We start from the raw sequence: 20359 nt of genomic DNA, 5'->3' as shown, positions 1-20359 counted from the left end.
CAGGCCTGGCGATTGAAGAGTAAAGTATCGGCTTCATTGGGCGGCTCAATCGCTCCGCGCCTTCCGGTGCGGCTGAAGCCGGGCTATGATGTCGCCACTTTTTTGCTTCCGAATCACGGAGACTTCCCATGAGCGAATTCATCACCAAAGTCAGCGATGCCAGCTTCGAGCAGGACGTCCTCCAGGCGGATGGCCCGGTGTTGGTCGATTACTGGGCCGAGTGGTGCGGTCCCTGCAAGATGATCGCTCCGGTACTCGACGAGATCGCCAAGGATTACGAAGGCAAGCTCAAGGTCTGCAAGCTGAACATCGACGAGAACCAGGAAACCCCGCCGAAATACGGCGTGCGCGGCATCCCGACGCTGATGCTGTTCAAGAACGGTAACGTCGAGGCGACCAAGGTCGGCGCGCTATCCAAGTCGCAGCTGGCAGCCTTCCTCGACAGCAACATCTGAGTTCCGGGCCTTCCGGGCCCACTCGAAAAGCCCCCGCAGACGCGGGGGCTTTTTTCATCGGCAGGGTGGACGCTGCGTCTGCACGATGCTAAATTCGGCCTCGCGACCATTTCTTCCGTCGCCCTCTGCATGCCGTCGCCGACGCACTTCAGCCTCATAAAGCACAACGAACCTCGTTCGTCTCCTGCTGCGCGGCTTCTCAAGCTAATCGCTTTCTACATCCTTCCTGATCTCTTTCTATGAATCTGACCGAACTCAAGCAAAAGCCCATCACCGAACTGCTGGAAATGGCCGAACAGATGGGCATCGACAACATGGCCCGTTCGCGCAAGCAGGACGTGATTTTCTCCCTGCTGAAAAAGCACGCGAAGAGCGGCGAGGAAATCTCCGGTGATGGCGTGCTGGAGATTCTCCAGGACGGCTTCGGTTTCCTGCGCTCCGCGGATTCTTCCTATCTGGCCGGTCCGGACGACATCTACGTGTCGCCCAGCCAGATCCGTCGCTTCAACCTGCGCACCGGCGACACCATCGTCGGCAAGATCCGCCCGCCGAAGGAAGGCGAGCGTTACTTCGCCCTGCTCAAGGTCGACTCGATCAACTACGATCGGCCGGAGAACGCGAAGAACAAGATCCTCTTCGAGAACCTCACCCCGCTGTTCCCCAACGAGCGCCTGAAGATGGAAGCCGGCAACGGCTCCACCGAAGACCTCACCGGCCGCGTGATCGACCTCTGCGCGCCGATCGGCAAGGGCCAGCGCGGCCTGATCGTCGCCCCGCCGAAAGCGGGCAAGACCATCATGCTGCAGAACATCGCCAGCAACATCACCCGCAACAATCCCGAGTGCCACCTGATCGTCCTGTTGATCGACGAGCGCCCGGAGGAAGTGACCGAGATGCAGCGCACCGTGCGCGGCGAAGTGGTCGCCTCCACCTTCGACGAGCCGCCGACCCGCCACGTGCAGGTCGCCGAGATGGTGATCGAGAAGGCCAAGCGCCTGGTCGAGCACAAGAAGGACGTGGTCATCCTGCTCGACTCCATCACTCGCCTGGCGCGTGCCTACAACACCGTGATCCCGAGCTCCGGCAAGGTGCTCACCGGTGGTGTCGACGCCCACGCGCTGGAGAAGCCCAAGCGTTTCTTCGGTGCCGCGCGCAACATCGAGGAAGGCGGTTCGCTGACCATCCTCGCCACCGCGCTGGTGGAAACCGGCTCGAAGATGGACGAGGTGATCTACGAGGAATTCAAGGGCACCGGTAACCTGGAGCTGCAGCTGGACCGCCGCATCGCCGAGAAGCGCGTGTTCCCGGCCATCAACATCAACCGCTCCGGCACCCGCCGCGAGGAGTTGCTGACTGCCGAGGACGAGCTGCAGCGCATCTGGATCCTGCGCAAGCTGCTGCACCCGATGGACGAGATCGCCGCCATCGAGTTCCTGCTCGACAAGCTCAAGGACACCAAGACCAACGACGAATTCTTCATGTCCATGAAGCGCAAGTAAGCGATTCGTCGTTGCCAGCAAGGCCGGGGAAACCCGGCCTTCGTCTGTCTGCAGGTTTTGGAAAACCCGGCGCTGGGGCTAAACTTTGCGCCCCGACCCTGCCGGCCCATGCGAGGCTCAAGCATGCAGTATCGCGATCTGCGCGACTTTATCAGCGGCCTGGAACAACGCGGTGAGCTCAAGCGCGTCACGGCTGCTGTCTCTCCCGTCCTGGAAATGACCGAAATCTGTGACCGCACCCTGCGCAAGCAGGGCCCGGCGCTGCTGTTCGAGAACCCGACCGGCTTCGACATGCCGGTGCTCGGCAACCTGTTCGGCACGCCGGGACGGGTCGCGTTGGGCATGGGCGCCGAGGACGTCGGCGAGCTGCGCGAGATCGGCAAGCTCTTGGCCTATCTCAAGGAGCCGGAGCCGCCGAAGGGGCTGAAGGATGCCTGGAGCAAGCTGCCGATCTTCAAGAAGGTCATCAGCATGGCACCCAAGGTGCTCAAGGACGCGCCTTGCCAGGAGGTGGTCGTCGAGGGCGACGACGTCGACCTGACGAAGATTCCGGTGCAGCACTGCTGGCCGGGCGACGTGGCGCCGCTGATCACCTGGGGCCTGACCATCACCAAGGGGCCGAACAAGGAGCGGCAGAACCTCGGCATCTACCGCCAGCAGGTGATCGGCCGTAACAAGGTGATCATGCGCTGGCTGAGTCACCGCGGCGGCGCACTGGATTTCCGCGAATGGTGCGAGAAATACCCTGATCGACCCTACCCGGTGGCGGTGGCGCTGGGTGCCGATCCGGCGACCATTCTCGGCGCGGTCACCCCGGTGCCCGATACGCTTTCCGAATATGCCTTCGCCGGCCTGCTGCGCGGCTCGCGCAGCGAACTGGTCAAGGCCATCGGCTCCGAGCTGCAGGTGCCGGCCTATGCCGAGATCGTCCTCGAAGGGCATATCCATCCCGGCGAGATGGCCGATGAGGGGCCTTACGGCGACCATACCGGCTACTACAACGAGGTGGATCGCTTCCCGGTGTTCACCGTCGAGCGCATCACCCACCGCAGGAATCCGATCTACCACAGCACCTATACCGGGCGTCCGCCGGATGAGCCGGCGATTCTCGGTGTGGCGCTGAACGAGGTGTTCGTGCCGATCCTGCAGAAGCAGTTCCCGGAGATCGTCGACTTCTACCTGCCGCCGGAAGGCTGCTCCTACCGCATGGCGGTGGTGACGATGAAGAAGCAGTACCCCGGCCACGCCAAGCGGGTGATGCTCGGCGTGTGGAGCTTCCTGCGGCAGTTCATGTACACCAAGTTCGTCATCGTCACCGATGACGACATCGATGCCCGCGACTGGAACGACGTGATCTGGGCCATCACCACACGCATGGACCCCAAGCGCGACACGGTGATGATCGACAACACGCCGATCGACTACCTGGATTTCGCCTCGCCGGTTTCCGGCCTGGGCTCGAAGATGGGCCTGGATGCGACGCACAAGTGGCCGGGCGAGACCAGCCGCGAGTGGGGGCGGGCCATCGTCCAGGACCCGGTGATCAAGCAGCGGGTCGATGAACTCTGGTCGCAGCTGGGTATCGACTGACATAACCGAAGAGGCGGGCTCGAGCCCGCCCGAAGCCTTGGCGGGTTATCCCGTTCACAGAAAAGACGTGCAGATGAAAGTGACCTTGCAGCCATCCGGCGCCGTACTCGAAGTCCGGCCCGGCGAACGCATCCTCGACGCCGCCAAGCGCCTGGGCTACGAATGTCCGCAGAGCTGCCGCAACGGCAATTGCCATATCTGCGCCTCGCTGTTGGTTGAAGGCCGTGTGCGCCAAGGCGGTGAGGTGCGCGATCATGGCGAGCTGCTGGCTTGCCTGGCCGAGCCGCTGGAAGACTGCGTACTGCACTGGGACGGCGTGCTGGCGCCCGGCGAGCTGCCGGTGCGCGAGCTGAGCTGCCAGTTGAGCGCTTACGAGGAGGTCGGCGGCGACGTGGTGCGTCTGCGCTTGCGCCTGCCGGCCGGGCGGCAGCCACGCTACTACGCCGGGCAGTACCTGTTGCTGCAGCGCGAGGATGGCGAGTGGTCGGCGTTCTCCCTGGCTTCCGCCCCGGACAGCGGGCGCGAGCTGGAGCTGCACGTGCTGGCGCGCGAGGAGTCGGCCATCGAGCTGCTGGCCTTCCTGCGCCGGCAGGGCTTCGCCCGCGTGCAGTTGCCGTTCGGCGATACCCACCTGGCCGAGCTGCCGGACGGCCCGCTGGTGCTGGTCGCGGCCGGTACCGGCATGGCGCAGATGCACAGCCTGATCGAGTACTGCCGTGCCGCCGGTTTCAGCCATCCGGTACATCTGTATTGGGGCGTGCGCCGGCCGGAAGATTTCTACCGGCTGCCGCACTGGGAGGAATGGCAGGGCATGGGCAACCTGCATCTGCACCGGGTAGTCAGCGATGTCTGTTGCTGGGAAGGCCGCTGCGGGCTGCTGCACGAGGCGATTCGCGAGGACTTCAGCGATCTCAAGCCGCTGCACGTGTATGCCAGCGGCTCGCCGGCGATGGTCTACGGCACCCTGGATGCGCTGGTGGCGGCTGGGATGGACCCGCACCAGATGCGCGCCGACGTGTTCGCCTACGCACCGCGAGAAAGCTGAGCGGAGTTTCCTCTGTTCCCAATAACAAGGGCTGAGTTGGCTGTTGCGGATGGACGTACCCCTGTAGGAGCGGGCCATGCCCGCGAAGCTTTGCGCGCTGGAATATTCGCGGGCATGGCCCGCTCCTACGGACGTTCAGAATACCTCGACACTTCGAGCAACACGCAATTGGGACAGAGCCATAAAAAACGCCGGGTCATGCCCGGCGTGTTCGTTCAGTGCGTCTGGCGTTGCTGCAACAGCAGATTCTTGTAGCCGCTGGCGGCCAGTGTCTTCTGCGCCGCGTTCAGTTGCTCGCGGCTGCTGAACGGGCCGACCAGCACCCGGTACCAGGGTTCGTCGCGCACCTTCACGTTCTCCACGCGCACATCCTGGCCGAGCAGGATGATCTGTGCGCGTACGCGGTCGGCTTCGGCCTGCTGGCGGAACGAGCCGGCCTGCAGGAAGAACTGCGTCACCGGCGCCTTGGCCACGGTCGGCGGCGGAGGCGGGACCTGGCCGTTGAGTGCGGCCTGGGCCCGCGCCTCGTCGATCCGGGCCGCTTCCTCCGGCGTCACCGGCTTGCTTGGCGGTTCTGGCTGCTTGGTTTCCGGCGGCAGAATGACTTCCGACTCCGGCAGCAGCGTATAGAAGTCGTACTTCGGCTTCGGCGGCTGCTCGCCGGCCGGGCTGCGCTTGGGTGGCTCCTTGGCCGTGGCCTTGGGGGCTTCCTTGGCGCGCTTGATCTCGTCGCCGCCGGGCTCCAGGTTCATCAGGAACATGATGAAGCCACCGATCACAAGCCCGCAGACCAGCCAGATCCAGCCGGGTACGGCTTTCTTCGCGGGGGCTTGGTAGCGGCTGGCGCCCCGTTTGGGCGCGGCTTTCTTGCGTGCGGCCACTTACATCCGCTCCAGAGGTTCCAGGCCGAGCAGTTCCAGGCCCTGCTTGAGCGTCTTGCCGGTCAGGGCCGCCAGGCGCAGGCGGCTCTGCTTCTGTTCTTCGTTATCGGCAGCGAGGATCGGGCAGTGTTCGTAGAAGCTGGAGAACAGCCCGGCCAGGTCGTAGAGGTAGCTGCACAGCAGGTGTGGCTCGCCCTTCTCGCCGACATTGTTGAGCAGTTCACCGAACTGCGCCAGCTTCGCCGCCAGGGCCAGTTCCTGCTCGGCGTCGAGACGGATGCGACCGTCGATCTCGTCGATGCCCTTGCCCAGCTTGCGGAACACGCTGGCCACGCGGGTGTAGGCATAGAGCAGGTAGGGTGCGGTGTTGCCTTCGAAGCTCAGCATCAGCTCGAAATTGAAGCGGTAGTCGCTGGTGCGGTGCTTGGACAGGTCGGCGTACTTCACTGCGCTGATGCCCACGGCGCGGGCGATCTGGCGCAGCTCGGCCTCGTCGAGCTGCGGGTTCTTGTCCTTGACCAGGGCATAGGCGCGCTGCTCGGCTTCGTCGAGCAGGTCGATCAGCTTCACCGTGCCGCCATCGCGGGTCTTGAACGGTCGGCCGTCGGCGCCGTTCATGGTGCCGAAGCCCATGTGCTCGAGCTGCATGCCGGCGTGGACGAAGCCGGCGCGGCGCGCCACTTCGAAAGCCATCTGGAAGTGCAGGGCCTGGCGCTGGTCGACGAAATACAGCACGCGGTCGGCATGCAGCACCTGGCTGCGGTAGCGCATGGCGGCCAGGTCGGTGGTGGCGTAGAGATAGCCGCCGCCAGCCTTCTGCACGATCACCGGCAGCGGGTTGCCCTCGGCATTCTTGAACTCGTCGAGGAAGACGCACTGGGCGCCATTGTCCTCGGTGAGCAGGCCCTTCTCGCGCAGAGCCTCGACGATACCCGGCAGCTCGGCGTTGTAGGCGCTCTCGCCCTTGACGTCGGCGGGGCTGAGCTTGACGTTGAGGCGGTCGTAGATCTTCTGGCAGTGCGACAGCGAGATGTCGTTGAAGCGTGTCCACAGGCGCAGGCAGTCGGCATCGCCCGCCTGCAGCTTGACTACCAGCTCGCGGGCGCGGTCGGCGAACGCGGCGGACTCGTCGAAGCGCTGCTTGGCGGCACGGTAGAACTGTTCCAGGTCGGCCAGTTCGCTTTCCGCCGCCGCCGGCTTTTCCTCGAGATAGGCCAGCAGCATGCCGAACTGGGTGCCCCAGTCGCCGACGTGGTTCTGGCGGATCACCTCGTCGCCGAGAAACTCCAGCACCCGGCCCACCGCATCGCCGATGATGGTCGAGCGCAGGTGGCCGACGTGCATTTCCTTGGCCAGGTTCGGCGACGACAGGTCGATCACCACGCGCTGCGCGGCGGCCGCCTTGCGCACCGCCAATTGCGGGTCGGCCAGCGCGGCTTCGAGGCGCCCGGCCAGGGCGTCGCTGTTCTGGAAGAAATTCAGGAAGCCGGGTCCGGCGATCTCCACCTTGCTGATCTGCGCATCCTGCGGCAGTGCGGCGATCAGCTTTTCAGCCAGCTCGCGCGGCTTCAGCCCAGCCGGCTTGGCCAGCATCATGGCGATGTTGCTGGCGAAGTCGCCGTGGCTCTTGTCCTTGGTGTTTTCCACCTGGATCGCCGGCGTCAGGCCTTCGGGCAGCACGCCGTCGTCGGTCAGGCGGGCGAGGGCTTGCTGGATCAGGTGGCGAATGCTGTCTTTCATGGTCGGCTCGGTCCGCAAGAGTGCGCGAAAACCCGGCATTATCGGGGCGCGATGGGGGTCGCTTCAAGTTGCGCGGCGACCGAGGGTGGAAAAGGCGGGTTCGGGGGCATTCAGAACAGGTCGACCGGATCCACGTCCAGGCTCCAGCGCACCGCGCGGCTGCCGGGCAGTTGCTCGACATACGGCAGCCAGGTGCTCATCAGGCGGTGCAGCGGCGCGCGGGCACTACCCTGCAGGAGCAGTTGCGCGCGGTAGCGGCCGGCGCGGCGTTCCATGGGCGCGGGGATGGGGCCGAGCAGTTCGATGCCGCTGAGCTGCAGTTCGTCGAGCAGGCGCTCGGCCTGGCTGCAGGCGTCGTCGAGGAACGCCTCGGCCTGTCCGGGCTTGTGCGCTTCGGCACGCAGCAGGGCGAGGTGGCTGAACGGCGGCAGGCCGGCGGCGCGACGTTCGGACAGGGCCTGCTCGGCGAAGGCGAAATAGCCCTGCTCGGTCAGCTGCACCAGCAGCGGGTGGTCGGCCAGGTGCGTCTGGATGATCACCTTGCCCGGCTCCTCGGCACGCCCCGCGCGGCCGGCGACCTGGACGATCAGTTGCGCCATGCGCTCGCTGGCGCGGAAGTCGGCGGAGAACAGCCCGCCATCGGCATCGAGGATCGCCACCAGCGTCACGCGGGGGAAATGGTGGCCCTTGGCGAGCATCTGGGTGCCGACCAGCAGGCAGGGTTCGCCGCGGTTGATGGTGCCGAACATCCGTTCCATCGCGCCCTTGCGCGCGGTGCTGTCGCGGTCGATGCGCAGCACCGGATAGTCGGGGAAGAGGATGCCGAGGCGTTCTTCTGCGCGCTCGGTGCCGGCGCCCACCGGCCGCAGGTCGACCTTGCCGCACTCCGGGCAGTTGCGCGGCGGTCGCTCGACGTACCCGCAATGGTGGCAGCGCAGTTCGTTGTGGCGCTGGTGCAGGGTCATGCGCGCATCGCAACGCGGGCACTGGCTGAGCCAGCCGCAGTCATGGCAGAGCAGGGTGGGGGCGAAGCCGCGACGGTTGAGGTAGATCAGCACCTGCTGGCCGGCGGCCAGGGTCTGGCCAATGGCCTGTTGCAGCGGCCCGGAGATGCCGGCATCGAGCGGGCGGCTCTTGACGTCCAGGCGCAGGAAGCGCGGCGGCTTGGCGGCGCCGGCGCGCTGGGTCAGCTTGAGCAGTGCGTAGCGGCCCGCGTGGGCATTGTGCAGGCTTTCCAGCGAGGGTGTGGCGGAGCCGAGCAGGATCGGCAGGTTTTCCTGGCGGGCGCGCAGCAGCGCCAGGTCGCGGGCGTGGTAACGCAGGCCTTCCTGCTGTTTATAGGAGGCGTCGTGCTCCTCGTCGATGATGATCAGCCCGGGGTTCTTCAGCGGCGTGAACAGCGCCGAGCGGGTGCCGATGACGATGTCCGCCTCGCCGTCGCGGGCGGCGAGCCAGGCGTCGAGGCGTTCGCGATCGTTGATGTTGGAGTGCAGCAGGGCGATCCGCGCGTTGAAGCGCTTCTCGAAGCGCGCGAGGGTCTGGGGCCCGAGGTTGATTTCCGGGATCAGCACCAGTGCCTGCTTGCCGGCCTCCAGTACCTGGTGGATGAGCTGCAGGTAGACTTCGGTCTTGCCGCTGCCGGTGACGCCGGCCAGCAGGAAGGCGCGAAAGCCGCCGAAGCCCGCGCGCACCGCTTCGAAGGCGGCGCGCTGCTGCGGATTCAGGGTCAGCTCCGGCTGCAGCAGCCAGCTGCCGCTGTGGGCGCGGGGCGGGCTGCTGCGGCGCGCTTCGATGCGTACCAGGCCTTTTTCCAGCAGCAGGTCGAGGCTGTCCTTGTTCAGTTGCAGCTTGCCTAGCAACGCATGCGGCAGGCCGTGGGCATGCTGGGCGATGACCTTCAGCGCCTCGCGCTGGCGTGGCGCGCGCGCCAGGCGCGGGTCGTCGAGGCGTGCACCGTCGACGATCCGCCAATAGCGCTCCAGGCGTGCCTCGGCCGGTTCGCCCTGGCGCAGCAGGACCGGCAACGCCCAGTTCAGGGTGTCGCCGAGGCTGTGCTGGTAATACTGTGCGGTCCACAGGCAGAGCCTGAACAGCGACGGCGGCAGGGGCGGCTGACGGTCGAGCAGCTCCAGCGCGGGCTTGAGCTTGTCCTCGGGAACCTCGCTGCGCTCCGCCAGCTCGACCAGGATGCCGACCACCTCGCGCCGGCCGAACGGCACGCGCAGGCGCATGCCCGGCTGCAGGACGCTGCGGGCGATGCCGGCCGGCGGGCGATAGTCGAACAGGCGGCGCAGCGGCGAGGGCAGCGCGAGGCGGAGGATGGTCGAGGGCACGCGGAGATCCTTGTTGGCGAGCGCCGATGGTAAACGATCATGCCGCGCAAAAGCGCCGGGGTGCCGCTTCGTTCGGCTCGGGAACCATAGGCCGGCACCGCCGGGCGCCTGTGCTTGCATCACCCTAGCGCTCTGGTATGATTCGCGCCCTACTTCGTGCGGTACTCGACATAGGGTCGGGTGGCGGCACGCAATTCAGAGGATTCATCATGAAAGCCGATATCCATCCCAACTACGTCGAAATCGAAGCCACTTGCAGCTGTGGCAACGTCATCAAGACCCGCTCCACGCTGGGCAAGAACCTGAACATCGACGTGTGCTCCGAGTGCCACCCGTTCTACACCGGCAAGCAGAAGGTGCTGGATACCGGCGGCCGCATCGATCGCTTCAAGCAGCGTTTCGGTGTGTTCGGCGCCAAGTAAGCTGGCGCAACGGGAATCCGGTGGGATTTTCCGAGCACATGAAAAAGGCGTCCCTGGTGGGCGCCTTTTTCGTTTCCGTCTTCTGGACTCTTCAGGCGCTGGCTTTCTGTCCGGCAGCGGAGCGTCTGCCGCTGGTGGAGGTCGCGCGCGTCGTCGACGGCGATACCCTGCGCCTCGTGGATGGGCGCAGCGTGCGGCTGATCGGTATCAATACCCCCGAGCGCAGTCGCCATGGGCGCAAGGCCGAGGCCTTCGCCGAAGCGGCCTGGCGCCATCTCGACGTCCTGGTGAAGGGTAATGGCGATCGGGTCGGGTTGAGTGTGGGGCGCGAGCCGCAGGATCGTCACGGGCGCGTGCTCGCGCATGTCTACGATGCGCAGGGCCGCAATCTCGAGGCCGCGTTGCTGGCCGAGGGGCTGGGGTACGCGGTGGCGGTGGCCCCCAATACCGAGCTGGCCGGCTGCCATTGGGCTGCCGAGGAGCATGCCCGCCGGGCTGGGAAAGGCGTATGGCGCAAGCCGGCGCTGCAGACGGCGCATTCGCTGCGCCAGGCCGGTTTCGCTCTGGTCGGCGGCAAGGTCGAGCGGGTCGAGCGCAACCGTGCCGGCTTCTGGCTGGAGCTGGACGGGCCCCTGGTCGTGCACGTGCCGCTGCAGGCTGTCGAAGCGTTCGATGCGCAGCGCCTGTCCGCACTGGCCGGCAAGACCATCGAGGCGCGTGGATGGGTGGTCGACCGGCGCGGCCGCACCGGCCGCAAGGAGCAGGCGCGCTGGATGTTGCGTCTGACTCACCCGGCTATGCTGAGCATGACGCGCTGACGTGTGGGGCGGCCCGGTCCAGCACTCGGGGCCGCAGCTCTACCGAAAAGTCGTAATCCCCGGGGGCTTGACAGTCCCGTCATCCACTGGCTTGTGAGCGCGCGCATTCTTGGCGTATGCTCGACCGCCTGTCTGTCCCAGTAAAATAAGCGGAAATGCCACATGACTGACCTGAAAACTGCCGCTCTTGACTATCATGCCCAGCCTCGTCCGGGAAAGCTGAGCGTCGAACTGACCAAGCCCACTGCCACCGCTCGTGACCTTTCCCTGGCCTACAGCCCGGGCGTCGCCGAGCCTGTCCGCGAGATCGCCCGCGATCCGGAGCTGGCCTACCGCTATACCGGCAAGGGCAACCTGGTGGCGGTAATCTCCGATGGCACCGCTATCCTCGGCCTGGGTAACCTGGGCCCGCTGGCCTCCAAGCCGGTCATGGAAGGCAAGGGTGTACTGTTCAAGCGTTTCGCCGGTGTCGACGTGTTCGACATCGAAGTCGATGCCGAAAGCCCGCAGGCCTTCATCGATACTGTCAAGCGCATCTCGATCACCTTCGGTGGCATCAATCTGGAAGACATCAAGGCGCCCGAGTGCTTCGAGATCGAGCGTGCACTCATCGAGCAGTGCGACATTCCGGTGTTCCACGACGACCAGCATGGCACCGCGATCGTCACCGCGGCCGGTATGCTCAATGCCCTGGAGATCGCCGGCAAGACCCTCGAGCAAGCCAAGATCGTCTGCCTCGGCGCGGGTGCTGCCGCTACGTCCTGCATGAAGCTGCTGGTGAGCATGGGCGCGAAGATCGAGAACATCTTCATGATCGACCGCAAGGGCGTCATCCATGCCGGGCGCGACGACCTGAACCAGTACAAGGCAGTGTTCGCCCATGAAACGGACAAGCGCACCCTGGATGACGCGCTCGAAGGCGCCGATGTCTTCGTCGGCCTGTCCGGCGCCAACCTGCTGAGCGGCGAGGGCCTCAAGCGCATGGCGCCGAATCCGGTGGTCTTCGCCTGCTCCAATCCGGACCCGGAGATCAGTCCCGAGCTGGCGCATGCCACGCGTTCCGACGTGATCATGGCCACTGGGCGTTCCGACTACCCGAACCAGGTCAACAACGTGCTCGGCTTCCCCTTCATCTTCCGCGGCGCGCTGGACGTTCGCGCCAAGCGCATCAACGAGGAGATGAAGATCGCTGCCGCCCTGGCCTTGCGCGACCTTGCCAAGCTGCCGGTGCCGGCGGAAGTCGCCGCCGCCTATGGCGTAGCCGACCTGCAATTCGGCCGCGAGTACATCATTCCGAAGCCGATGGATCCGCGCCTGATCACCCTGGTCTCCGATGCCGTCGCCAAGGCTGCGATCGAGAGTGGCGTGGCGACGCTGCCCTATCCGGCGCACTATCCGCTGAAGTCGGTGAACGACGTATTCGGCGAATAAGACCGGAAAGGTACAAGCCAGAAACAACGAACCCCGCCGCGGCGGGGTTCGTTGTTTCCGGGGCTCAGAATAGATCGAGCGGCGCGGCCTCGTTGGCCGGAAGCGGGCTGCCGGGGGCCTGGTAGCCGGGTTCGAATTCGCCCATGGGGGGGGGCGAATCCTCGCTCTTGAATACCTCGAAATAGGCGTTGGGTGTGCCGGGCGCAGCGGCCCGACCGCTGACCGGATCGACGCGCAGTTTGAGCAGCCCGTCCGGCTCCGCAGGTGGGTGCTCGGGCATGTCCTTGAGCACGGCGCTCATGTAGTTCATCCAGATGGGCAGGGCCACCGTGCCGCCATACTCATGGCGGCCGAGGCTCTGTGGCTGGTCGAAGCCGGCCCAGACGGTGGTGACGATATCGGCGTTGTAGCCGGAGAACCAGCTGTCGATCGAGTCGTTGGTGGTCCCGGTCTTGCCGGCGATGTCCTCGCGCCCCATGGCCAGTGCCCGGCGGCCGGTGCCGCGCTTGATCACGTCCTGCAGCATGCTGGTCATGATGTAGGCGGTGCGTTCATCGAGGATCTGCTCGGCGAAACGCGGTTCCTGCTCGGGCTTTTCGCTGCCCTGTCCGGGGTTGAAGGCTGGCGTCGGTGCGGCGATGACTTCGACGTCGGAAGCGGCGGCTGCCACTTCTTCCCCGTGGGGAACGCGCACGGGGTTGGCCTCGAACAGCAGGGTACCTTCGCGGTCTTCGATTCGCTGGATCAGATAAGGCTCGATCTTGTAGCCACCATTGGCGAAGCTCGTCCAGCCGGTGGCGATCTCCATCGGGGTCAGCGTCGCCGTGCCCAGCGCGAGGGAAAGATTGCGCGGCAGGTCCTGCGGGTTGAAACCGAAGCGGCTGATGTAGTCGATGGTGTGATCGATGCCGATGGTTTGCAGCAGCCGGATCGATACCAGGTTGCGTGATTTGTAGAGCGCCTCGCGCAAGCGGATCGGGCCGAGGAACGTATTGTTGTCGTTCTTCGGTCGCCAGATGCGGTCCATGCCCTGCTCGACGAAGACGATCGGGGAGTCGTTCACCAGGCTTGCCGCGGTGTAGCCGGCATCCAGTGCCGCGCTGTAGATGAACGGCTTGAAGCTCGACCCGGGTTGGCGTTTGGCCTGGATGGCGCGGTTGTAGTTGCTCTGGCCGAAGGAGAAACCGCCGGCCAGCGCCTCGATGGAGCCGTCTTGCGGATCGAGCGAAACCAGTGCGGCCTGCGCCTGTGGAACCTGGCTGAACAGTGGCGTCTCGCCTTGCCAGCGGATGCGCACCAGGTCGCCCACCTTTACCACGTCGGCGGGGCGCTGCGGCCTCGGCCCAAGGCTGTTGGTGGCCAGAAAGGGGCGGGCCCACTTCATGCTTTCCCACGCGACCGCATGCTCGCTGCCATCGCGGGTGAGAACCAGAATGCCGCTGTTTTCGACCTGCGAGACGATGGCCGGATGCAGCCCGGAAAGGCTTCTGCGCTTGCCCAGCTCCTGCAGCCAGTTATCGCGCGGCTGGTCGGCGAGGCGCGCTTCCGGGCCGCGGTAGCCGTGGCGCTGGTCGTATTCGATCAGGCCGCTGTTGAGCGCAGCGTTGGCCGCCTCCTGCCTTTCGCTGGTAACGGTGGTGTATACCCTGAAGCCGTCGGTGTAGGCCGCGCTGCCGTAGCGCCCGACCATCTCCGCCCGAGCCATCTCCGCGATATAGGATGCGTCCAGTTCCGGAGCGGCGCCGTGATAGCGCGCACTCTCCGGCTCGGCCAGCGCCTGCTGATAGCGTGCCTCGTCGATCGAGCCCAGCCGGTACATGCGGCCGAGAATCCAGTCGCGCCGCTCCTTGCTGCGGGCCGGATTGACCAGCGGATTGAACGCCGAGGGAGCCTTCGGCAGTCCGGCGATCATCGCCAGCTGGGCGAGGCTCAATTCCGTGATCGGCTTGCCGTAATACACCTGAGAAGCCGCTTCGATGCCGTAGGCGCGGTGGCCCAGGTAGATCTTGTTGACGTACAGCTCGAGAATTTCGTTCTTGCTCAGTTCGCGCTCTATCTGCAGCGCCAGGAGAATCTCGTTGATCTTGCGCGAGAAGCTCCGTTCGCTGGTCAGGAAATAATTCTTCGCCACCTGCATGGTGATGGTGCTACCGCCGGTCTGAATCTGTCCGGTTTTCAATAATTGCGTGGCAGCGCGCATCAGGCCGGTTATGTCGACGCCATAATGATTGGCGAAATTGTCGTCCTCGGCAGCCAGCAGGGCGTGGATGAAGTCCTCGGGGATCTCTTCGAAGCGGATCGGTGAGCGGCGCATCTCGCCGAACTCCGCGATCAGCTTGTCGTCGGCGCTGTAAACGCGCAGTGGAATCTGCAGCTGTATGCTGCGCAGCGAGTCGACCGAAGGGAGGTTCGGGCTCAGATAGAGAAAGGCGCCGGTAACGCTGAGTAATAGTGCGCAGAAAATCGCTAGGCACGACCAAAGGAAAAATTTCAAAAAACGCATCGGGGTTCTTGGAATCCAGGATTTGGGAGGGGGAAATGGCAGACGATGCTGAAAGGGAAAACCGTTCACATTATAAGCGCTTTTTTTGCCGGGTAGCCATTTGCGCTTCTGTCAAGGCTGTTATCTAATGTGGATAAACATAATTAATCCGTAAGTTGCGGATAAAGAAGGAAATCGGTCGTGCTAGGGCTCTTCACTAAGAAAGCGAACACGCTGCTCGGGATCGATATCAGTTCGACCTCAGTCAAGCTTCTCGAATTAAGCCGGTCGGGAAATCGATACCGCGTCGAGGCGTATGCCGTCGAGCCGCTCCCGCCGAACGCCGTCGTCGAGAAGAACATCGCTGAACTTGAGGGCGTCGGTCAGGCGCTGCAACGCGTGGTGGCGAAAGCCAAGACGGGTAGCAAGGCGGCGGCCGTGGCGGTATCCGGTTCTGCGGTCATCACCAAGAGCGTCGAAATGGACGCCGGGCTGTCCGACGACGAGCTCGAGAATCAGCTGAAGATCGAAGCCGATCAGTACATCCCTTATCCCCTCGAGGAAGTGGCGATCGATTTCGAAGTGCAAGGCCCCGCCGCGCGTGCGCCCGGACGGGTCGAGGTGCTGCTCGCCGCCTGCCGCAAGGAGAACGTCGAGATTCGCGAGGCTGCACTGGCCTTGGCGGGGCTGACCGCCAAGGTGGTCGATGTCGAGGCCTACGCGCTCGAGCGCTCCTATGGGCTGCTGGCACCGCAACTGGGTGTCGGGCACGACGAGTTGACCGTCGCGGTGGTGGATATCGGTGCCACCATGACGACGCTGAGTGTTCTGCATAACGGTCGTACCATCTATACCCGCGAGCAGCTTTTCGGTGGCCGCCAGCTGACCGAGGAAATCCAGCGCCGCTACGGGTTGTCCGTGGAGGAGGCCGGGCTCGCCAAGAAGCAGGGCGGGCTCCCGGACGACTATGACAGCGAGGTGTTGCTTCCGTTCAAGGAGGCGGTGGTTCAGCAGGTCTCGCGCTCGCTGCAGTTCTTCTTCGCGGCAGGCCAGTTCCATGATGTCGACTGCATTCTTCTTGCAGGTGGCACCGCATCCATTCCCGATCTCGATCGCCTCATTCAGCAGAAGATCGGGACCCAGACTCTAGTCGCCAATCCATTTGCCGATATGGCCTTGAGCAACAAGGTCAACGCCGGCGCGCTGGCCAGTGACGCCCCGGCGCTGATGATTGCTTGTGGCTTGGCGCTGAGGAGTTTCGACTGATGGCGCAGATCAATCTTCTCCCCTGGCGCGAGCAACTGCGCGAAGAGCGCAAGCAGCGTTTTCTTGCTTCCTTGGTCGGCGTGCTCATCGTCGCTGCCGGCCTCGTGTTCCTTGGCGACCGGTATTTCGAAAGTGCGATAGAGCAGCAGAAGGCGCGTAATGACTTCGTCCGCAAGGAAATAGCGGTGCTGGATGCTCGTATCAAAGAGATCAAGGAGCTGAAAGAGCGTAGGCAGCAACTGCTGGAGCGAATGAAGATCATCCAGGACCTGCAGGGCAATCGGCCAATCATCGCGCGCGTTTTCGACCAGTTGGTGCGAACCCTTCCGGACGGTGTTTATTTCACTTCGCTGAAAATGACCGGAAAGAATATCGCGATCGTGGGGGCGGCCGAGTCGAACAACCGCGTCTCCAACCTGATGCGCAATCTCGATGGGTCGGACTGGCTGGAAGCCCCCAACCTGAATGAGGTCAAGGCGGTTACAGCAGGTGCGGTCGATCAGGAAAACGTGTTCCAGCTGACGGTGCAGCAGACGCAGCCGACCGTCCCAACGGAAGGAAGCAAGCCATGAGCCTGGCTGACTCTTTGGAAAGTCTTCGCAAGATCGATTTTGCGGACCTGGACCTGAACAACCTGGGGTCCTGGCCTGCGCCGGTCAAGTTCATCGCCGGCGTGCTGTTGCTGGTAGCCGTGCTGGCGCTTGGGTACTACCTCCATCTGCAGGATATGCAGGTGCAGCTCGAGCAGCAGCGTGCGCAGGAAGTCACGCTGAAGCAGCAGTTCTCGACCAAGGCATTCCAGGCTGCAAATCTGGAAGCGTACAAGGAACAAATGGTTGAAATGGAATCTTCCTTCGGCGCGCTGCTGCGGCAACTGCCCAGCGATACCGAGGTTCCGGGGTTGCTGGAAGATATAACCCGGACCGGGCTGGGAAGCGGGCTCGAGTTCGAAGAAATCAAGCTGCAGCCCGAGGTGGTACAGCAGTTCTACATCGAACTACCCATTCAGATAAAAGTTGTTGGTGCGTATCACGATTTGGCCACTTTCGTAAGCGGAGTGGCCAGTCTTCCGCGTATCGTTACTCTCCATGATTTCGAAATTAATCCCGAAAACAAGGAAACGACTTCGAAGTTGCGCATGAATATCTTGGCCAAGACTTATCGTTATAACGACAAGGGGCTGCAGCAATGAACGAATCCCGTTTTGCTGTGCTGCTTTTAAGCTTCGCATTATTGGCGGGCTGTGGAGCTGGTTCGGATTTTGATGATTTGCAGCAATATCTTGACGAGGTGCGCGCAAAGCCTAAAGGAGCCATCGAGCCCTTGCCCGCTTTCATCCCGTATGAAGCCTTTACCTATAGTGCAGCTGCTCTTCGCCCACCATTCCAGCCGCCCGTAAAGCTCGATCTTGCGCAGCGCCAGAAGGGTTCTAAAGACATTCATCCCGATGAAGCGCGAGTCAAGCAGTTTCTTGAGGGTTTCAATATCGAGAACTTCGTCATGGTCGGCACGCTGGCCAACGAGGCCGGACGATACGCTTTGATTAAAGGCGGTGAGGGGGTTCACCGCGTCAAGGTTGGTGATTATCTCGGTCGCAACCACGGCCGCATCGTTGAGATCAGCGATGCCGGCGTTGACGTGCTGGAAATCGTACCTGATGGGGAGGGTGGGTGGCTCGAGCGCCCGCGCAGTTTGACCTTGAAAGAGCGCACCTAGCGCGGGGCTAAAGCATGGAAAACCTATACCGGTCTGCACAACGGAAGCAATTTATGAACAGCACCCTCTCTCGCTTCGGCTTGTCCTTGCTGGCGGCATTCGTATCGCCTGCGTTGCTGGCCGCCAACCTGAATGCATTGGATGTTGCCTCGCTGCCAGGTGATCGTGTCGAGCTTAAGCTGGCATTCGACGAACCGGTGGCCACGCCGCGGGGTTATACGTTGGATCAACCGGCGCGTATTGCTTTGGACTTGCCGGGGGTATCCAACAAGCTGGGCGCCAAGAACCGCGAGTTGGGTGTAGGGAATGCGCGTAGCGTGACCCTGGTCGAGGCGCAGGGACGCACTCGGATGATCGTCAACCTCACCTCGCTCGTTCCCTACTCGACGCGTGTCGAGGGCAACAACCTGTTCGTGGTGCTGGGTGAAAGCGCTGGCAGCAATGCAGCGGCGCCAGCGGCATCCAGCGTACCCGTCGCCACCCCATCACCAGTTAAGGCGATGACTGGAAAGGCTATCGACAATATCGATTTTCGTCGTGGTGACGACGGGGCGGGCAATGTGATCATCACGCTTTCCGATCCGTCGATGAGCTCCACCATCGAAGAGCAAGGTGGAAAGATCCTCGTCGCCTTCGCCAAAACGCAGTTACCGGAATCGCTGCGCGTGCGTCTCGATGTCCAGGACTTCGCTACGCCGGTGAAGTTCGTCGATTCGACGGCCCAGTCGGGCGGGGCGCGCATCGCCATCGAACCGACCGGTCGCTATGACTATCTGGCCTACCAGGCCGATAACAAACTGACCATCAGTATCAAACCGCTCACCGAGTCTGAAGCCGAGAAGCAGAAAGCGGATCGCTTTGCCTATTCCGGCGAAAAGCTGTCGCTGAATTTCCAGGACATCGACGTTCGCTCCGTTCTCCAGCTGATAGCCGACTTCACTGATCTGAACCTGGTGGCCAGTGATACGGTGAGCGGCAATATCACTCTGCGCCTGCAGAACGTACCGTGGGACCAGGCGCTGGATCTGGTGCTCAAGACCAAGGGGTTGGACAAGCGTCAGGTTGGTAATGTGTTGCTGGTTGCGCCAGCGGATGAAATTGCTGCCCGGGAGCGTCAGGAACTCGAGTCGAAACGCCAGATCGCGGAGCTTGCGCCGCTGCGTCGCGAGGTGGTGCAAGTCAACTATGCCAAGGCGGCCGATATCGCCCGCCTGTTCCAGTCGGTGACCAACACCCAAGGACAAGCGGACGAGCGCGGGTCGATCGCCGTGGATGATCGTACCAACAACATCATCGCCTACCAGACTCAGGAGCGCTTGGACGAGCTGCGTCGCATCGTTGCTCAGTTGGATATTCCGGTGCGGCAGGTGATGATCGAAGCCCGGATTGTCGAAGCCAATGTCGATTACGATAAAGCCTTGGGCGTGCGCTGGGGCGGAACGCAAATCTTTGCCAATGGTCGAGGCGCCGTATACGGCAATGACGATCTTGGCGACGAGGGCGGGGACTCGGGCGAAGACAGCAACGGTAATTTCCCTTTCGTTGACATGGGGGTGGCGAATCGCACGGCAGGTATCGGCATTGGCTATGTCACCGACAACCTCATTTTGGATCTCGAGCTTTCCGCGATGGAGAAGTCGGGCAATGGGGAGGTCGTTTCCCAACCGAAAGTCATGACTGCTGACAAGGAAACGGCAAAAATTCTGAAAGGCTCCGAGATTCCGTATCAAGAGGCCAGCTCCAGTGGTGCCACTGCGGTCACCTTCGTCGAGGCAGCGCTTTCGCTGGAGGTTACGCCTCAGATTACTCCGGACAATCGCATTATCATGGAAGTAAGGGTTACCAAGGATGAGCCCGATTTTGCAAATGATGTGAATGGAACACCGACCATTCGCAAGAACGAGGTGAATGCCAAGATCCTCGTGAACGATGGCGAGACGGTCGTCATCGGCGGGGTGTTCTCCAACACGCAGAGCAAGTCAGTCGATAAAGTTCCTTTCCTGGGCGATCTGCCTTATCTTGGGCGCCTGTTCCGTCGGGATGTTGTAGCTGATGCCAAATCCGAGCTCCTGATTTTCCTGACGCCTAAAATTCTCAATCACCAGGCCATTGCCGTGAGTCGCTGATATCGGTGAAGAACACTATCCTCGTGGGCCCGATGGGAGCTGGAAAAAGCACCATCGGGCGTTTGCTCGCCAAAGAGCTACGGTTGCCGTTCAAGGATTCCGACAAGGAGATCGAGCAGCGCACCGGCGCCAGCATTCCGCTGATCTTCGATGTCGAGGGCGAGGCAGGCTTTCGCGAGCGTGAACATACCGTAATCGCCGATCTCTGCCGGCTCGATGGTGTGGTGCTGGCAACCGGAGGTGGGGCGGTACTGCGTGAGGACAATCGCCAGGCGCTGCGTGCCGGTGGCCGTATCGTCTACTTGTGCACATCGGTCGAGCAGCAGCTCGAACGCACCTCCCGGGATCGCAATCGGCCGCTGTTGCAGGCGGCTGATCCAAGGCAGGTCCTGGCGGGGCTCATGGCCATTCGTGATCCGCTGTACCGCTCGATCGCGGACATCATCATCGAAACCGACGAACGCCCGCCGCGGCTGGTGGTCATGGAGATTCTCGATCGCCTCGCGTCGTTGCCACCTCGTGAAAGCCTGGATGAATCTGCGCTATCCTAGCTCC

17 protein-coding genes are annotated in these 20359 nt (G+C 63.2%); 13 read left to right on the top strand and 4 right to left on the bottom strand.

All coding sequences use genetic code 11. The features are described from left to right. Positions 1–128: 128 nt before the first annotated feature. The 4 genes from trxA to CXK94_RS00365 all read left to right on the top strand — a co-directional run bounded on the left by trxA (position 129) and on the right by CXK94_RS00365 (position 4589). Entirely contained in the window at positions 129–455 is a 327-nt protein-coding gene (gene trxA, locus CXK94_RS00380) for a thioredoxin TrxA (RefSeq protein ID WP_003301063.1), read from the top strand. Between the two features lie 239 nt (positions 456–694). Beyond that, entirely contained in the window at positions 695–1954 is a 1260-nt protein-coding gene (rho, locus tag CXK94_RS00375; protein WP_011911776.1) for a transcription termination factor Rho, read from the top strand. A 123-nt stretch (positions 1955–2077) separates the two neighbouring features. Next, entirely contained in the window at positions 2078–3544 is a 1467-nt protein-coding gene (gene ubiD, locus CXK94_RS00370; protein WP_102892856.1) for a 4-hydroxy-3-polyprenylbenzoate decarboxylase, read from the top strand. Between the two features lie 73 nt (positions 3545–3617). After that, entirely contained in the window at positions 3618–4589 is a 972-nt protein-coding gene (locus CXK94_RS00365) for a CDP-6-deoxy-delta-3,4-glucoseen reductase (RefSeq protein ID WP_102892855.1), read from the top strand. Between the two features lie 215 nt (positions 4590–4804). On the opposite strand, the gene CXK94_RS00360 is transcribed toward CXK94_RS00365, so the two are convergent. The 3 genes from CXK94_RS00360 to CXK94_RS00350 form a co-directional block, all read right to left on the bottom strand. Further along, entirely contained in the window at positions 4805–5470 is a 666-nt protein-coding gene (locus tag CXK94_RS00360) for an SPOR domain-containing protein (RefSeq protein ID WP_037037865.1), read from the bottom strand. Next, positions 5471–7210, bottom strand: a complete 1740-nt coding sequence (argS, locus tag CXK94_RS00355) for an arginine--tRNA ligase (RefSeq protein ID WP_037037864.1) — start codon at positions 7208–7210, stop codon at positions 5471–5473. Between the two features lie 110 nt (positions 7211–7320). Further along, a complete protein-coding gene (locus CXK94_RS00350) occupies positions 7321–9543 on the bottom strand; it encodes a primosomal protein N' (protein ID WP_102892854.1) in 2223 nt (740 codons plus the stop codon). A 209-nt stretch (positions 9544–9752) separates the two neighbouring features. Here CXK94_RS00350 and rpmE point away from each other — a divergent pair, with 209 nt between their 5' ends. The 3 genes from rpmE (at position 9753) to CXK94_RS00335 (ending at position 12214) form a co-directional block, all read left to right on the top strand. Continuing rightward, entirely contained in the window at positions 9753–9965 is a 213-nt protein-coding gene (rpmE, locus tag CXK94_RS00345; protein ID WP_003301052.1) for a 50S ribosomal protein L31, read from the top strand. A gap of 38 nt (positions 9966–10003) precedes the next feature. Beyond that, positions 10004–10783, top strand: coding sequence for a thermonuclease family protein (locus CXK94_RS00340; RefSeq protein WP_256046066.1), 780 nt, complete (start codon positions 10004–10006; stop codon positions 10781–10783). Positions 10784–10945: 162 nt separating this feature from the next. Then, the gene (locus CXK94_RS00335) at positions 10946–12214 is read left to right on the top strand and encodes a malic enzyme-like NAD(P)-binding protein (RefSeq protein ID WP_037037858.1); all 1269 of its coding nucleotides are present in this window, start codon (positions 10946–10948) and stop codon (positions 12212–12214) included. 64 nt (positions 12215–12278) lie between these two features. Here CXK94_RS00335 and CXK94_RS00330 read toward each other — a convergent pair whose 3' ends face one another. After that, the gene (locus CXK94_RS00330) at positions 12279–14717 is read right to left on the bottom strand and encodes a penicillin-binding protein 1A (RefSeq protein ID WP_102892852.1); all 2439 of its coding nucleotides are present in this window, start codon (positions 14715–14717) and stop codon (positions 12279–12281) included. Positions 14718–14897: 180 nt separating this feature from the next. Between CXK94_RS00330 and CXK94_RS00325 the strand changes: the two genes are divergently transcribed. From CXK94_RS00325 to aroK, 6 genes are read left to right on the top strand one after another with little or no spacing between them, the layout of a single operon-like run. After that, positions 14898–15962, top strand: coding sequence for a pilus assembly protein PilM (locus tag CXK94_RS00325; protein ID WP_037037855.1), 1065 nt, complete (start codon positions 14898–14900; stop codon positions 15960–15962). Then, positions 15962–16534, top strand: coding sequence for a type 4a pilus biogenesis protein PilN (pilN, locus tag CXK94_RS00320; protein ID WP_102892851.1), 573 nt, complete (start codon positions 15962–15964; stop codon positions 16532–16534). Before CXK94_RS00325 ends, pilN begins: the two co-directional genes overlap by 1 nt. Continuing rightward, on the top strand, positions 16531–17154 hold the full coding sequence (gene pilO, locus CXK94_RS00315; RefSeq protein WP_102892850.1) for a type 4a pilus biogenesis protein PilO: 624 nt from the start codon (positions 16531–16533) through the stop codon (positions 17152–17154). The genes pilN and pilO overlap by 4 nt, the downstream gene beginning before the upstream one ends. After that, positions 17151–17678: a type 4a pilus biogenesis lipoprotein PilP gene (gene pilP, locus CXK94_RS00310; RefSeq protein WP_102892849.1), complete on the top strand. Its 528-nt coding sequence runs from the start codon at positions 17151–17153 to the stop codon at positions 17676–17678. Before pilO ends, pilP begins: the two co-directional genes overlap by 4 nt. Positions 17679–17731: 53 nt before the next feature. Further along, positions 17732–19804, top strand: a complete 2073-nt coding sequence (gene pilQ, locus CXK94_RS00305) for a type IV pilus secretin PilQ (RefSeq protein ID WP_102892848.1) — start codon at positions 17732–17734, stop codon at positions 19802–19804. A 5-nt stretch (positions 19805–19809) separates the two neighbouring features. Then, complete coding sequence (gene aroK / locus CXK94_RS00300; protein ID WP_102892847.1) at positions 19810–20355, top strand: shikimate kinase AroK; 546 nt, start codon at positions 19810–19812, stop codon at positions 20353–20355. Positions 20356–20359: the final 4 nt, after the last annotated feature.

This window comes from Stutzerimonas stutzeri (assembly GCF_002890915.1).
Classification (GTDB): domain Bacteria; phylum Pseudomonadota; class Gammaproteobacteria; order Pseudomonadales; family Pseudomonadaceae; genus Stutzerimonas; species Stutzerimonas stutzeri_AF.
The sequence above is the reverse complement of the archived record's forward strand: the minus strand, read 5'-3'. Positions and strand labels throughout refer to the sequence as shown.